The sequence below is a fragment of the Salinimonas sediminis genome, assembly GCF_003429285.1.
Lineage (GTDB): Bacteria > Pseudomonadota > Gammaproteobacteria > Enterobacterales > Alteromonadaceae > Alteromonas > Alteromonas indica.
The window spans coordinates 3,165,309-3,179,659 of record NZ_CP031769.1 but is presented as its reverse complement, the minus strand read 5'-3'; the positions used below and the strand labels follow the sequence as shown (position 1 = coordinate 3,179,659).

The 14,351-nt window shown below is 49.8% G+C and carries 10 protein-coding genes; 4 read left to right on the top strand and 6 right to left on the bottom strand.

The window, feature by feature from the left end:
* The first annotated feature begins 41 nt into the window (after positions 1-41).
* Together upp and D0Y50_RS14080 are read left to right on the top strand one after the other, a co-directional pair.
* Complete coding sequence (gene upp / locus D0Y50_RS14085; protein WP_108565884.1) at positions 42-671, top strand: uracil phosphoribosyltransferase; 630 nt, start codon at positions 42-44, stop codon at positions 669-671.
* A gap of 288 nt (positions 672-959) precedes the next feature.
* A complete protein-coding gene (locus D0Y50_RS14080; protein ID WP_117317495.1) occupies positions 960-1,985 on the top strand; it encodes a LacI family DNA-binding transcriptional regulator in 1,026 nt (341 codons plus the stop codon).
* Between the two features lie 250 nt (positions 1,986-2,235).
* Here the strand turns inward: D0Y50_RS14080 and D0Y50_RS14075 are convergent, their stop codons facing one another.
* The 6 genes from D0Y50_RS14075 to D0Y50_RS14050 form a co-directional block, all read right to left on the bottom strand.
* Positions 2,236-2,745: a GAF domain-containing protein gene (locus D0Y50_RS14075; protein ID WP_108565886.1), complete on the bottom strand. Its 510-nt coding sequence runs from the start codon at positions 2,743-2,745 to the stop codon at positions 2,236-2,238.
* Positions 2,746-3,042: 297 nt separating this feature from the next.
* Complete coding sequence (locus D0Y50_RS14070; RefSeq protein ID WP_117317493.1) at positions 3,043-4,695, bottom strand: serine hydrolase; 1,653 nt, start codon at positions 4,693-4,695, stop codon at positions 3,043-3,045.
* A gap of 43 nt (positions 4,696-4,738) precedes the next feature.
* On the bottom strand, positions 4,739-5,485 hold the full coding sequence (locus D0Y50_RS14065; RefSeq protein WP_117317491.1) for an SDR family oxidoreductase: 747 nt from the start codon (positions 5,483-5,485) through the stop codon (positions 4,739-4,741).
* A gap of 9 nt (positions 5,486-5,494) precedes the next feature.
* The gene (locus D0Y50_RS14060) at positions 5,495-6,073 is read right to left on the bottom strand and encodes a thymidine kinase (protein WP_117317489.1); all 579 of its coding nucleotides are present in this window, start codon (positions 6,071-6,073) and stop codon (positions 5,495-5,497) included.
* Positions 6,074-6,078: 5 nt separating this feature from the next.
* Positions 6,079-8,220: a putative bifunctional diguanylate cyclase/phosphodiesterase gene (locus D0Y50_RS14055; protein WP_117317487.1), complete on the bottom strand. Its 2,142-nt coding sequence runs from the start codon at positions 8,218-8,220 to the stop codon at positions 6,079-6,081.
* A gap of 492 nt (positions 8,221-8,712) precedes the next feature.
* Positions 8,713-10,983 (bottom strand): acyl-CoA dehydrogenase, encoded by a 2,271-nt coding sequence (locus tag D0Y50_RS14050; RefSeq protein WP_117317485.1) that lies wholly within the window; start codon positions 10,981-10,983, stop codon positions 8,713-8,715.
* Positions 10,984-11,244: 261 nt separating this feature from the next.
* Between D0Y50_RS14050 and D0Y50_RS14045 the strand changes: the two genes are divergently transcribed.
* Both D0Y50_RS14045 and D0Y50_RS14040 read left to right on the top strand, forming a co-directional pair.
* A complete protein-coding gene (locus D0Y50_RS14045) occupies positions 11,245-13,563 on the top strand; it encodes an efflux RND transporter permease subunit (protein WP_117317483.1) in 2,319 nt (772 codons plus the stop codon).
* Positions 13,547-14,350: an outer membrane lipoprotein-sorting protein gene (locus D0Y50_RS14040; RefSeq protein ID WP_108565893.1), complete on the top strand. Its 804-nt coding sequence runs from the start codon at positions 13,547-13,549 to the stop codon at positions 14,348-14,350. The genes D0Y50_RS14045 and D0Y50_RS14040 overlap by 17 nt, the downstream gene beginning before the upstream one ends.
* Position 14,351: the final 1 nt, after the last annotated feature.

The following is a 14,351-nucleotide window of genomic DNA, read 5'->3' as shown; positions in this document are numbered from 1 at the left end:
CTGGTGTTTGTACCTCATTATTATTTATCACGGAGCGCACCATGGCTGTTCATGAAATCAGGCATCCACTTATTCAGCATAAACTTGGCCTCATGCGTGAAGCAGGTTTAAGCAGTAAAGACTTTCGCGAACTGGCCAGTGAGGTGGGCAACCTGCTGACCTATGAAGCCACCCGGGATTTACCCACTGAACCAGCCACCATTACCAGCTGGTCGGGCGATGCTATCGAAGTGCAGCAAATTGCCGGCAAGAAGATTACTGTCGTCCCTATTTTGCGGGCTGGCCTGGGCATGCTTGATGGCGTAATGGAGCTGATCCCCAATGCGAAAATATCGGTGGTGGGTTTGTATCGCGATGAAGAAACCCTTCAGCCAGTGGCGTACTTTGACAAGGTGGTTAAGCACATTGATGAGCGAACGGCGCTGATAGTCGACCCTATGTTGGCTACGGGGGGCACCCTCATAGCCGCCATCGACCTGCTCAAGCAAAAAGGTTGCACTAAAATTATGGGGCTATTTTTAGTGGCAGCCCCCGAGGGTATTGCCGCGGTGACCGCAGCCCATCCTGATATTGATATTTTCACTGCCTCGGTAGATGACAGGCTCAACAGTCAGGGTTATATCCTGCCCGGCCTGGGCGATGCCGGCGATCGTATTTTCGGTACCCGATAGGCTTTCCTACCTCTTATCCTGCAGGTGTCGGTTTTACTAAAACTGGCACCTGAATTACGTTTACTTATATTCTGTAGCTTTGCGGCCCGTCTTTCCCCACCATATACCTGTCATGGGATTAATCGATTAAGTAAATTCGGTGTTAAAAACAGATGATCTCTGCTAATGTTGTGCTGGATAACAAAAAAATTAAGAGCAAATTGAAGCACTTTGGTGTTTGCCGCGGGCGTCATATTGATGACCTTAAACAGGCACCTAAAATGTCTTCAATCAGTCACCCTACATAATATGAATAAAAATAAACTTACTTTGAAAGATGTTGCGCACATGCTGGATGTGTCCACGGCGACAATATCTAATGCCTTTAATCGACCTGATCAGTTATCGGCGGCTAAGCGGGAAGAAATTTTACTGGCCTGCCAGCGTATTGGCTATCATGGCCCGAATAAAGCGGCGCAGATTTTACGTAAAGGGCACTCAGGCATAGTGGCGCTGGTATTGGCCGATAATATCGAATACATGGTTAGCGACCCGGTAGCCAGTACTTTTATCAAAGGGGTATCCAAGGTACTGCATGCCAATCAGAAGCATTTGTTGCTATACAGCGGCAATGTTGATTCGATTCGCGATGTCGTAGATTTTGTGGATGGCTTTATTTGCTATGGTGCCCCTGAAAATCCACGCCTTGCCCATGAGTTAACCACAACTATTAAACCAGTGGTAACTGTCGACTTTAATCTCGACCACCGTCCCGCCATTAATATTGATAACGAGCAGGCCGCGTATCAGATTGCCAAAGGCGCTATTCGCGAGAACGATAGGGTCGCCATTCTTGGCCTTAAACTGATTGCCTCAGCTAACACATGTCGTATTTACGACTCGCCGTTACTGGCGGCAGAGAGTTCTATTTCGCACCGGCGTTTGGATGGCTACGTTCGCGCTATGCGCGAACGCAATGTAAGCGTTGACAATGCCTGGATCTGGCATATTCCGGAAAGTGAAGGTTCCTTTGCCCGGCAAGCTGCCCGCGAAGTATTAAACAGCCACCCCAGGCCCGATACCATCTTGTGTATGAGCGACATTATCGCCCTTGAACTGCTGCAATATGCAATCAGCCAGAATATTGATGTGCCTGGCCAGTTGCGCATAACCGGTTTCGATGGCATTGATGAGGCGGCCAGAACCCGCCCTTATCTGACTACCGTATGTCAGTCGAGCCTGACTAAAGGCGAGCTGGCTGCCCAACTGCTGTTAGACGGTGCCACCGAGTCTACCCTGCTACCTTTTGATATTGTAGCAGGCGAAACCTCGTGACAATGACTTATGCCCCGCTGGCCATTGCCTTGTATTAAAGCTGGCCGGACTAATGAACAGCCTAGCCGGCGCTCAGGTAGGCTGTTTACCACTGTGATGCGTTGAACGTGTGTTACCCGCACTATGGTGCGCGGTAGCCGGGGCTGGCTAAGATCGCGGGCAGGCCAACATCGCTAGCGCTGGTTTGGCGATGGTATGGTAATGGTTTGGTAATGGTTGGGCGAGGGTGGGCCCACGCTAAGAAGCTGGCTTACTCTTTAAAAAACATAGAGGTAACGGTCGCTATACGTTTGAGCACCGCGATATCCTGGCTGTGCCATTGCACTTTGCTGCCGGTAGCTTCGCAACATATCACGCCTACTGCTTTAAAATTCTCCTGAAAGATGTAGTCCAGTAACGAGTAAATGCCATTAGGCTCAAAATAATCAGTGTTAAAACATCGGGTATCGGCGTGGGTACGCGCGTTCGAGGCAACCACTAATTGTTGCTGTAAAATAGCCCTGAAATAATCTGGAAAATCAGCTTCTTTAAGTATTACATTCTCGGTGACAACACACTCGCTACCCTGCTTTAGCATTAAGCAACGAATGGCGCTGCGGTCTTCATTAAACTTCCACAGGGATACCCTGCTAGCTTCCGGAATAACCGATGTCACACAGCAGCATATTGCCTTATGTTTCTCGATGTTTGACAGCGTATTTCGGCTTAAAGCCAGGGTTAACGTTGTAAGAGGATCTAAGCCATTTACCATTGTTATCATTATTTGGTTCCTGCTGTTGGTTGCCCCGCAGCCCGAATATTAGGGCAAAGCAATATTTGCTCTGCAGACCCGCTAAATGTAGCAGAAAACCACGTCGCTCAGCCCTTGATAATTAGTCTACTTTTTACGCAGCGGTATTGATGAGGAGGAGATAAACTTACCGGGAAAGGCGCGGACTAAATCCGCAATCAAGGTTAACCAGGCATCCCTCACCAGCGGCTTACAGAGCCGGCGTAGCTGGTTATCGGCTTGCTCTTTTACACGTTCGCTTTTTTACAGAAATAGAATCTCGCGGGCTTATTCAGACGCTGGCATTCGGCTAAAGTACATATCTCGGTAAGCATGGTTCGTGGCCGCTGCCGGGCTGGTTGATTGTCTTAAAGGCTGCAATGTGAACCCCCTGATTTGCCCAGTGCTATTGATATCGACTGACAATAGCGCGGGAGATGCCGCGTTGGTATTATCCCAGTTCACCTGAAGCCGGGTAGCACTGAAGTCTTCCACGCTACCACTAAGCGTGGGCATTTTGGCGCTGCTGATGCGCCACTTACCATTTTGTTCAGCGATGTGCATGGCACCAAACCAGGTATCGCGATAGGTGCCTGCCAGCTTGGCTTTAGCGATACCAAAGGCGCCGCTTTTAACCGGCTTAGGATGTCGTTGTAACCAGCTTTTGCGTTGCTTGCTAGCCAATGCCTGATAGGCTGCTATCCAATCGTCGGGTAATGTTTTATCCGGCGTGGACGGTTGCAGGTAGCTATTCAATATATGCTGCATCACCGCCCCGCGAGCACCATAATGTGAGCCGTTATTGAGCAGTACCACCCCCAGCTTTTGGGCCGGTACGAAGGCTACATAGGCTTGATAGCCTGACACGGTGCCGGTATGTGACACGACTTTATAGCCATACATATCGCTCACGCGCCATCCTAAGGCGTAACCTCCAAACTGGGTTTGGTTCCATTGTTTATCAATAGCCGCCACAGGCAGGGCCACGTGTTGAGCGGTGAGCTGATCAAGCTGGGTGGGGCTGATAATACTTTGGCCCCCGAAGCTGCCGTTATTCAGCCACATAGACAGCCAGTTAAGCATACTGTGGGTATTACAGGTTATGCCACCCGCCGCAGCGTAAATAACACCCTTGGTATTAACCTGGTTCCGGGTTATCGGATAAAAACCCTCGGTATCGTTCTGTGCATAACTTACCGCCACATTTTGCAACGCGCTGGGGCTTACCTCTTCCACAAAACACGTCATGTTCAGCGGTGCAAATAGAGCTTGCTGAATAAACGAAGCCAGCGACATACCCGACGCCCGAGCCACGACTTCGCCAGCGACCATGTACATTACATTGCTATAAGCAAATGTTTTTCTAAATTCACCGGCTGGCGATAAATAACGCAGGTTATGAATGATTTCGTCCAGGCTGAACCGTGAAGGCGAGGGCCATAGCATGCTGTCACCCGCGCCGCTGGCCAGCCCGCTTTGGTGGGTAAGTAAGTCTGCAACGGTAAAGTGGCGAGTTACCCAGGGATCGTGCAGCTGGAACTCGGGCAGATAGTCAGTAACCGGGTCGTGCCAGTTTAGTTTGCCCTGGTCAACCAGTATTGCCAAGGCCGCAGCGGTAAAAGCTTTAGAGGTAGAAGCCAACCGAAACTGGGTGGCAGGGGTAACAGGAAGATTACGGGCAATATTACGCTGGCCAAACCCCTCACTGAATACAGTTGTCCCGTTATGTACTACGCCAACCGCCATACCCGGGGTAGCAAAGGCCTCCATACTGCGGTTTATTACCTGAACTAGCGCCTGGCTATCTAACGGCTGGGGGAGGGAAGAGGGCTGTTCTTCTACCGGTGCCAGCGGCGTTACGTTGGGCTGGGCGCTGGCTATGGTGCCATACATTACTATTGCTAATGCGGTCAGCCACAACATAGGTGAAAAGGTAATCAACAACAGTTCCTTAGCCAGTATAAGCGGTTACTTAGATCAGAGGTTAGCTCATTCGGGCCAGCCACGACAGTGGCGCCACCCGTAATACATAACGAACCATCGCCCATGGCCACATTGGTACAAAAGCGTTGGCGGGCTCTTTATTAATGGCTTTGACCAGGGCTTTGCAGCCGGTTTGCGTATCTACCATAAAAGGCGCGCTTTTCACCTTTTCATTAATCGCTGAACGAATAAAGCCAGGATGGACAGTCGTTACTTTTATCGGAGTATCCATAACATCTATCCGAATCCCCTCGGATAACGATGACAGCGCAGCTTTGCTGGCAGCGTAAACCGTTAACGCACGCCGGAAGCCACGAAGTCCGCTGATGGACGAAATTGTTACCAGATGTCCATGATTTTGCTTACGAAATATCTCCAATGCCGCTTCGCACTGAGCCAACGCAGCAATAAAATTAGTGGTCGCCGTTTGTTTATTGGCCGCAAAGTGGCCGGTACCGATAGAGGCTCCTTTACCCATTCCGGCGTTAACGATAATTCGGTCCAGTGAGGTGAAATCGCTGGTGAACGCACGGAAAGTCTCGAATACGTCATCGTGGTTATTAACATCCAGCGTACGAATACTGATTTTTAACGTTCGGTCAATAGCGTGACATTCCTGCTTGAGCGAAATCAGGTGTTCTTCACGACGCGCGCACAGGGCAAGATTATGGCCTTTGCGGGCAAATTCCAGCGCCATGCCACGGCCTAGCCCCGAGCTGGCGCCGGTGATCAGTATATTTTTACGCATAGCGTTAAGTTAGTCCCAGACCAGTTGTTTAAAATGTTTACGGCACATAGACTCGTAGCGGTCATTGCCGCCTATCTGAACCTGTGCACCGCACGTAACGGCCTGGCCTTCGTCATCCAAACGCACCACAAAGCTGGCTTTGCGGCCACAGTGACACACGGTTTTCAGCTCAGACAGTTTATCGGCCCATGCCATCAGATAGTGGCTACCTTCAAAGGTTTCCCCTAGAAAATCGGTTCGCAGGCCATACGCTAAAACCGGAATATCCAGCTCATCTACAACCTCCACTAACTGACGCACCTGGGGCTTGGTTAAAAATTGTGCTTCGTCAATGAATACGGCGTCCACCGCTTTATCGCTGTGTCTGGCGGCAATTCGCTGATAAATATTATCGTCGCCTTTATACAGCTCAGCTTCAGCCTGCAGGCCAATCCGGGAAGCCACTTTGCCTACGCCGTAACGATCATCAAGCGCCGCGGTGAAAATCATCGCGTTCATACCCCGTTCCCGGTAGTTATAGGCAGATTGTAAAAGAGAGGTAGATTTGCCGGCATTCATTGCCGAATAATAAAAATAAAGCTGCGCCATAGTGTTTAGTTATCTTTATGGTGAAACCAGTGGGTAAATTCCGCCGCTGGCATGGGTCTGGCAAAATAAAATCCTTGCAGGTGGGTGACGCCCATATTGCGTAAACGCTGAGCCTGACTGACCGACTCCACGCCTTCGGCAACCGTTTGACAACCAAACTCACGGGCGATCATTAGGGTGGCCCGAATAATTGCTTCGTTACCCGAGCTTAAGTCCATTACAAAGGATTTGTCTATCTTGATACGATCAAAGCTCAGCAATTGTAACTGACTTAACGAAGAAAATCCGGTTCCAAAGTCGTCAATTGATATTTGAATGTGGCGGGCTTTTAGGGCTTCTACTTTTTCGCGGATCGCTACCCGATTCTGGGCAAACGCCGATTCGGTGATTTCCAGGTGCAATTTGGTCGCCGGAAAGCCGGTGCCGGTTAAAATGCGGTCAATATGGGCAATAAAATCATCTTCAAGTAACTGCAGTATAGAGACATTGACCGATACCGCCGGCAGCGGGGTAATATCCAGCTCCAGGGTTTCAATACACGCACGCTCTAAAACCCAGGTGCCGAGTTTATTAATCAGCCCCGATTTTTCCGCCAGGGGGATAAATACGGCAGGCGATATGGCCTTACCTCTGAAACGCCACCGTAACAATGTTTCAATGCAGACCACCTCGTAGGTGCTGGCATCCACGATAGGCTGGTAGTACACCGTCAACTCATTGTTACGAATCGCTTCAGCCAACCCGGCGCGCCGGGCTTCTTCCAGCCGCACATGATGATAAATATCTTCATTGTACAAACACACTGCGCCCCGTTGGGTTCGTTTTTGCTGGTACATGGTAAAGTCGGCTTTTTGAATCAGTGTATGGGCCTGGGTGCCATGTTCCGGGAAAAACGCGATCCCAATGGTAGCATCCAGCGAAATTTGATTGCGTTGTGCCTCAATAGGCTGGCTTACCGCAATACGCAACGACTCGGCCAGCGTTACCGCGTTGGATTCATTAATGTTGGCGGCGGTTAAGATAAATTCGTCACCGCCCCACCTTGAAAGCTGGTCGGCGGTGCAGTGCGCAGACAATCGGCGTGCGACGGTTTCAAGAACAGTGTCACCAATTAAATGCCCCAGGCTGTCATTAACCTGCTTAAAGCCATCCAGATCAATAAATAAAATGGCCAGTCGGGTATGGTGTTGCCTTGCAGCGGCTAATTTTTCATTAAGCTGAGATTTAAAACCGGCACGATTTAACAGACCGGTCAGGGCGTCACGGTTAGACAATTCAAACAACTCTTCGGTACGCTTAGTGACTTGCTGTTCCAGGTTGGCGTTATTGTTATCCAGTTGTTTATTGGCCTCTACCAGCGCCTGATTAACTCTGACTACTTCAGCCCGTTCGCGCTGCATATCTTCAAGTAACTCGGAATTACGCTGTTTTAAATCAATAACCTGCATAAAAAACGCATTAGACTGAGCGCTGGTAGATAACATTGCCAGCCAGAAACCCACCCCTAAAAAGCCCAGAATTCGATATTCCTGCCCAGGGTCGATGAGGGCCATGATAGAGATAGGCACTAACAATAACGTGGTGTAAAAGCTGGATATCGCACGGCTGGGGGCCAGCACGGTGGCGGCCCCGCCAGCCATAGCCGATAGAATTACCATTGTTGAGGCTAATTCCAGTAGCGCCATCTGATGGTAAAAAACCACCGCGTAAACACACCACAATGTGCTGGTAAGCCCATTGCCAATAGCAAAACGAATAAAGCCGGCATAGGCCGTGTGGGGTAGCACAAAGGCGCGGCCAGCGCGCGAACCGCTTACGGCAGCAGTTAACAGACCTGCCGATGGCGTTGGCCGTGTGGCGTCGCCCTCAGCAGCTGGTGGCACAGGGTCAGCCTTCCTGGCCATTAGGTCAGCGTGGTATTGCCACCACCAGCCATCGGCCATCCGGGCCAGCGACACCACCATCATGAGTGTCCACAACACCAGTTTTCCCGGCACCTCATCAACACTGGAAAAACCAAATACCAAACCGGAGAATGCCAGCATGGTCATTAACGCGCCACGGTAAACATTGCCGTACAGCATATTTACAGCGTCCAGCTTTACCGACACAAATGTCTGGTGTGGGGTATGTGTTTTAGACAGCAAAATAATAAACCCGACCTCATCGCCATAGGGTGATAGCTTGTATCAGACCGCCTGCTTCACCCATTGGATGCCGCAAGCCCGCCTGAGTTTTGCCAGCAAAATGCTGCCAATGAATACCTGTTGCTGCCAGTTACCCTTAACAGCCTGCGAATGCATCTTCGCTGCCGTAAGTTCCGTTAACCGCTTTTATACATAGTTTAAAATTTATCTGTCAGTGCGAGACGTTTTGTTACCGCCACCACGACTTGTTAAGCGCTCATGCGCCATGAGTGCTTATATAAAATGTAAAAGCTATACAGAGAGTTAGGTAAGCTAACTTTGTAAAGGAAGCTATATAAGTAATAGCCTGCTACGACCAAAATGCAAGCCAGCAGGCCAAGTTTAACGGGGCAGGGTTGCCCAGGGGGAAAGCGGTGAGCGGGGCACATACAAAACAAGCGGCCGAAGCCGCTTGAGTAAAGGAATAACCGAGGTTAACCGGGTTGGCTGCTATCAGGCAGCGTCCTGGTTATCGGTTTGGGCTTCACGCTGTCGTTGGGCACCCGGAACCGTTTGCTCAGGGGTTAACAACTCAAGGTCAAAGGTAAACTCATCTACCCGCACTGCCAGCTTACGCTTTTCGTTGTAATCATGCAGTGAGCTTGCTTCAGCGGCCGAAATAATGCCTTTTTCCTGTAGCTTATTAAGCGCATTTTCAAACGATATATAAGGTACAACCGGTTCCTTGCGCAGGGCTTTTTGCACCCGACCTAACAAGTGTGCCACGGCATGCTTGGCTTTAAATGCCTGCTCATTGATGTAGTTACCATCGCCTACCACCGGGCGCACCAGGTGAGTTAGCTGCGCTTTAACACTGGTATCCTGCATTGACGCCTGTGCCAGCTCGGTTACCAACTTGTCAGAGATCCCGCTAACGCTATTAGTGTAGGTATTCGTCAGCATTCTCATCAGACCGCGGGTAGCGGTATTAGGGAAGTTGTTGATGAAATCAACAATGGCTTTTTCAGCCTGCTGCAAAGACCATTGAATAGCATAGTCAAAGTATGGTTTGGCGAGTTGACGGTCCTCAATGCGCTGCTCGTAGAAACGAATCGCAGCCATAGCACCATACAGATAGCTCATTACATCGCCTAAACGGGCCGACAATAACTCAGCTTTTTTCAAGTCACCGCCTAACACAGCCAGGGATAAATCGGCTAACGGCGCCAGTTTGGCAGACAGCGCATTAATACGCTGCTCGTAAGGGCGAACCTCTGGCAGAGCTGATTCAGCGCTACGCAAAAACGGCAGATAGCTTTTTGAGAAACTGCGTAATGCGTTTTTCACACTAAAGCTGACTGTTTTACGCAGTACCTTATTGAATTCCGCATCGGCGCCGTGATCGTCGCTATGAATCAGGTCGACCATTTCTTTTAGATACGGGTGACAGCGCATTGCGCCCTGACCAAAGATCATCAGGTTACGCGTCAGAATGTTCGCCCCTTCTACGGTAATCGCAATGGGGAGGGCACTGTAGCCACCGGCCAGGGTATTTTGCGGGCCGCGTTGAATCGCTTTACCCGCCTGAATATCCATGGCCGAGTTCATTACATCACGGCCCAGCTCAGTCATGTGGTATTTTGCAATGGCAGTGACCACCGATGGCTTAAGGCCCATGCCTAAACCTTCTGTGGTTAACACCCGCATGGCTTCCAGCAAGAATGTTTTGCCGGCGATATCCGCCAGCTTATCCTGAATACCTTCAAAACGGCCTATCGGCAAACCAAACTGTTCACGCACAAAGCTGTATTCTGCTGCGCCTTTTAGCGCACTCTGGGCAGTGGCTACACCCATTGCCGGCAATGAAATACCCCGGCCAGCGCCTAAGCAGCTCACCAGCATTTGCCAGCCACGGCCAATATTCTTTTGTCCGCCGATGATAAAGTCCATCGGAATGAATACGTCCTGGCCACGGGTAGTACCGTTATAAAAACGTTGGCCCATAGGGTCGTGGCGGTTGCCCAGCTCCACCCCAGGGTGGTCTTTAGGTAACAACGCACAGGTAATACCCAGCGCGTTTTTGCCACCCAACAAACCTTCTGGATCAAACACTTTAAAGGCCAGGCCCAAAACGGTGGCAATCGGTGCCAGCGTAATATAACGCTTGTCCCAACTTACTGATAAGCCAATGACTTCTTCGCCGTTGTACTGACCTTTGGTCACAATAGCTGCATCGGGAATGCCACCGGCATCTGAACCTGCTTCCGGGCTGGTTAAAGCAAAACAGGGAATGTCCTGACCTACCGCCAAACGCGGTAACCAGTAATCCTGCTGTTGCGTGGTTCCATAATGCATCAGTAGCTCACCCGGGCCGAGTGAGTTAGGTACCATCACGGTCACTGCAATCGCGCCACTTTTGGCGGCAATGGTGGCCACAATAGTTGAGTTTGCATACGGGCTAAACTCCAGACCGCCAAATTTCTTCGGAATGATCATCGAGAAAAAGCGGTTTTTACCCAAAAAGTCGAGGACTTCCTGAGGAATATGTTTGCCGTTGGCCAGTTCAAAGTCGTCAATCATTTCCAGCAATTGCTGAACCGGACCGTCCATAAAGGCTTGTTCATCAGCGCTTAATTGTGCTTTAGGCACCGCGCGCAGCGCGTCCATATCAGGTTTTCCCTGATAAATTGAAGATTCAATCCAAATGTCGCCTGCATCTAAGGCTTCCTGTTCGGTTACCGAAATAGGAGGTAAAACTTTTTTCAGGCTTTTTCTAATACTCATGATTACTCATCCGCTCATCTGACCAGTTGCTGAGGTAATAGTACATCAAAGTCTGCAAAGATCAAATATGGCGTTAGCACTTTGTTAACTGTCTAAATAAATTTTAACCTTGCGGCACCGGCTACTGCAGGCTTTAGGTCGATTGTCAAAGCGCAGTAAATACCTTCGGATAAGAATAAAAACCTATAGATGGCTTATACTATGGCGTAAAATGTCGATACACTGTGCAGCGTCTAAAACGGATAAGGGTATAGGTCTTCAATGCAAAAGTTGCCTGGTTGGATGAAGTGGTGTCTGCATTCACCAAAATTTGCGATTCTGCTATTTATAGCCTTGTGCGCGGTGACCGCCACTGGGGCTTCTCAGCTGTATTTTCGCGGCGATTACAAGGTGTTTTTCGAACCGGATAATCCGCAGCGTAAAGCCTTTGAAGACATGCAAAACATTTTCAACAAAAGTGAAAATGTGTCTTTTTTAGTGGTGCCTGCTGCCCCCACGGTCTATCAGTCTGATACTTTCAGGCTGATTCACGAGCTTACCGAAGATGCCTGGCAATTGCCCTTATCCACGCGGGTCGAATCAATTTCCAATTATCAGCATACCTATGCCGAAGCCGACGATCTGGTCGTGACCGATCTGATAACCAGTGGGCAGTACGGCCGGCCACATATTCAGTGGGTGCGCGAGGTGGTGCAAAGTACTCCTGAAATAGATGGACGGCTGGTCTCGCGCAATGGCGAGGTGGCGGTAATTAACGCTACTATTCAGTTGCCCGATGGTGACCAGACCAAAGAAGTGATTGAGATTGCGGACTACGCCCGCCAATTGCAGGATAAATACCAGCAGCAATTCCCTGACCATGCTATTTACCTGACCGGCATGGTTATTATGAATGATGCGTTTGCCGTGGCCGCCCAGGATGATGCACAAACCCTGATACCTGCCATGTTTGTGGTTATCACCATCATGATAGCGTTGTTAACCCGCTCAATTGTGGCGGCCCTGGCGACACTGGTGATTGTGGCCTCGTGTATCGCAGTGACCATGGGCCTGGCCGGTTGGGCCGGACTGTTTTTAAGTACCGCCACTGTAAACGTACCTACCATGGTAATGACCCTGGCCGTCGCCGATTGTATTCACGTTATTGTGAGTTTCAGGCAATTCGCCCGCCAGGGGATGGCCAAGCATGAAGCCCTTGCCGAAAGCCTTAAAGTGAATACCAAGCCTATCGTCATTACCAGTGTAACCACGGCTATTGGCTTTCTTATGCTGAACTTTTCGGCGGTACCTATTTTGGCCGATTTGGGCAACATGACCGCAGTAGGGGTAATGCTGGCCTGTCTGTTTTCTCTGACAGTGCTTCCGGCGATGTTGAACCTGGCCCCGTTGCGCGTGCCTGGCGCGCCTAAGCACAATGCTTCACGCTATCATAAGGCGGGGGAGTGGGTGTGCCAGCGACATCGTCGGATTCTGCCGGTATCGTTGCTGGTGGTAGCCGTATCGCTGGTGTTCTCTGCCAATAACGAACTTAACGATATAGCGGTGAAGTACTTTGGTGAGTCCAGCACCTTTCGCCAGGCAGTGAATGTGCAGGAAGACACCATGGGCGGTATGTCGAATATCGATTTTGTAATTTACACCGACCAGGAGTATGGGGTTAACGATCCTACCGTACTGCATCAGGTGGACGAACTGACTAACTGGCTTAATCAGCAGCCTGAAGTACACCATGTTACCAGCTTCAGTGACACGATTAAGCGGCTGAACATGAATATGAACAATGACGATCCTGACTATTACCGGATACCGGAAAATAAAGAGATCGCCTCGCAGTATTTATTGCTTTATGAAATGTCGCTGCCTTATGGACTTGATCTGAATAATCAGATAGATATCAATAAGTCAGCGGTACGTATTGTGGCAGTTCTAGATAATTTAGGCAGCAATGAATTTACCGCGTTTGAAAGCCGCGCGCGAACCTGGTTTGCCGGAGTGGCACCCGACTTGCGTATGGAAGCGGCCAGCCCGCCTCTGATGTTCGCCCATATCGGCGCGCGCAACATGCAAAGTATGGTGTGGGGCACTATACTCGCATTAGTGCTGATCTCAGGCCTGATTATTATTGCCTTGCGGTCATGGCGGTTAGGCTTGGTCAGCCTGCTAACCAATTTGATCCCGGCGGGTATCGGCTTCGGTGTATGGGGAATGTTTTCCGGACAGATAAACATGGCCTTATCGGTGGTATTAAGTATGACCATGGGTATTATTGTTGACGATACGGTACACTTTCTCGCTAAATATCAGCTTGCCCGTCATCAAGGCCAGTCGGTGCGAGATGCTATCATCTATACATTTACCACCGTCGGGCAGGCGTTGGTTACCACAACCCTGGTTCTGGCGGCGGGGTTTGGTATATTGACGTTGTCCAGTTTCCGGTTAAATTCGGATATGGGCGCCCTGACGGTAATTATTATAGTGGCCGCATTAGTGGTAGATTTACTCTTTTTACCCGCCTTTTTAATGTGGTTAGACAAAGACAAAAGTCAGTCCAGAGGTACGCAGAATGAAATTCGTGAGTAGACTTAATCTAGTATGGCTATGCGCCGCAATGATCATTGCCGGGCCTGTGGCAGCACAGAATGCGGTGGAACAAGGGCTAACCATAGCCAAAGAGCGCAAGGCCCGCGACAGTGGCTGGAATAACAGCGTGGCCTCGATGACCATGACCTTGCGTAATTCGCAGGGGCAAGAGGCCACCCGCGAAATGCGGGTAAGCTCACTGGAAATGCAGCAAGATGGCGATAAAGCCCTGACCGTATTTGATTCGCCGCGCGACGTCGCCGGTACGGCCTTTTTAAGCTTTTCCCATGCAATGGAAGCGGACGAACAATGGATTTACCTTCCTGCGGTCAAACGGGTTAAACGCATAGCTTCACGCAATAAATCAGGGCCGTTTATGAGCAGTGAGTTCGCCTTTGAAGACATGACGTCATTTGAAGTTGAGAAATTCACTTATAATTTTTTACGCGAAGATAAATACGAAGGCGAAAAGGTCTTTGTAATGGAACAAATGCCGCAGGATGAATTTTCCGGCTATTCCAAGCAAATAGTGTGGATAGACCAAGCGCATTATCGGGTTCGCAAAGTGGAGTTTTTTGACCGCAAAGGTGATGCATTAAAAACACTGGAATTTGAAGATTATCAGTCGCATGAGATTGACGGTAAGCAATTCTGGCGGCCTTATCGCAGCTTCATGTATAACCAGCAAACCGGTAAGTCAACTGAACTGAAAACCAACTCGCTGGAGTTTGAGCAAGGCCTGGACGAGTCTGACTTTGATAAAAACAGCTTACGCAGAGCAAGATAGG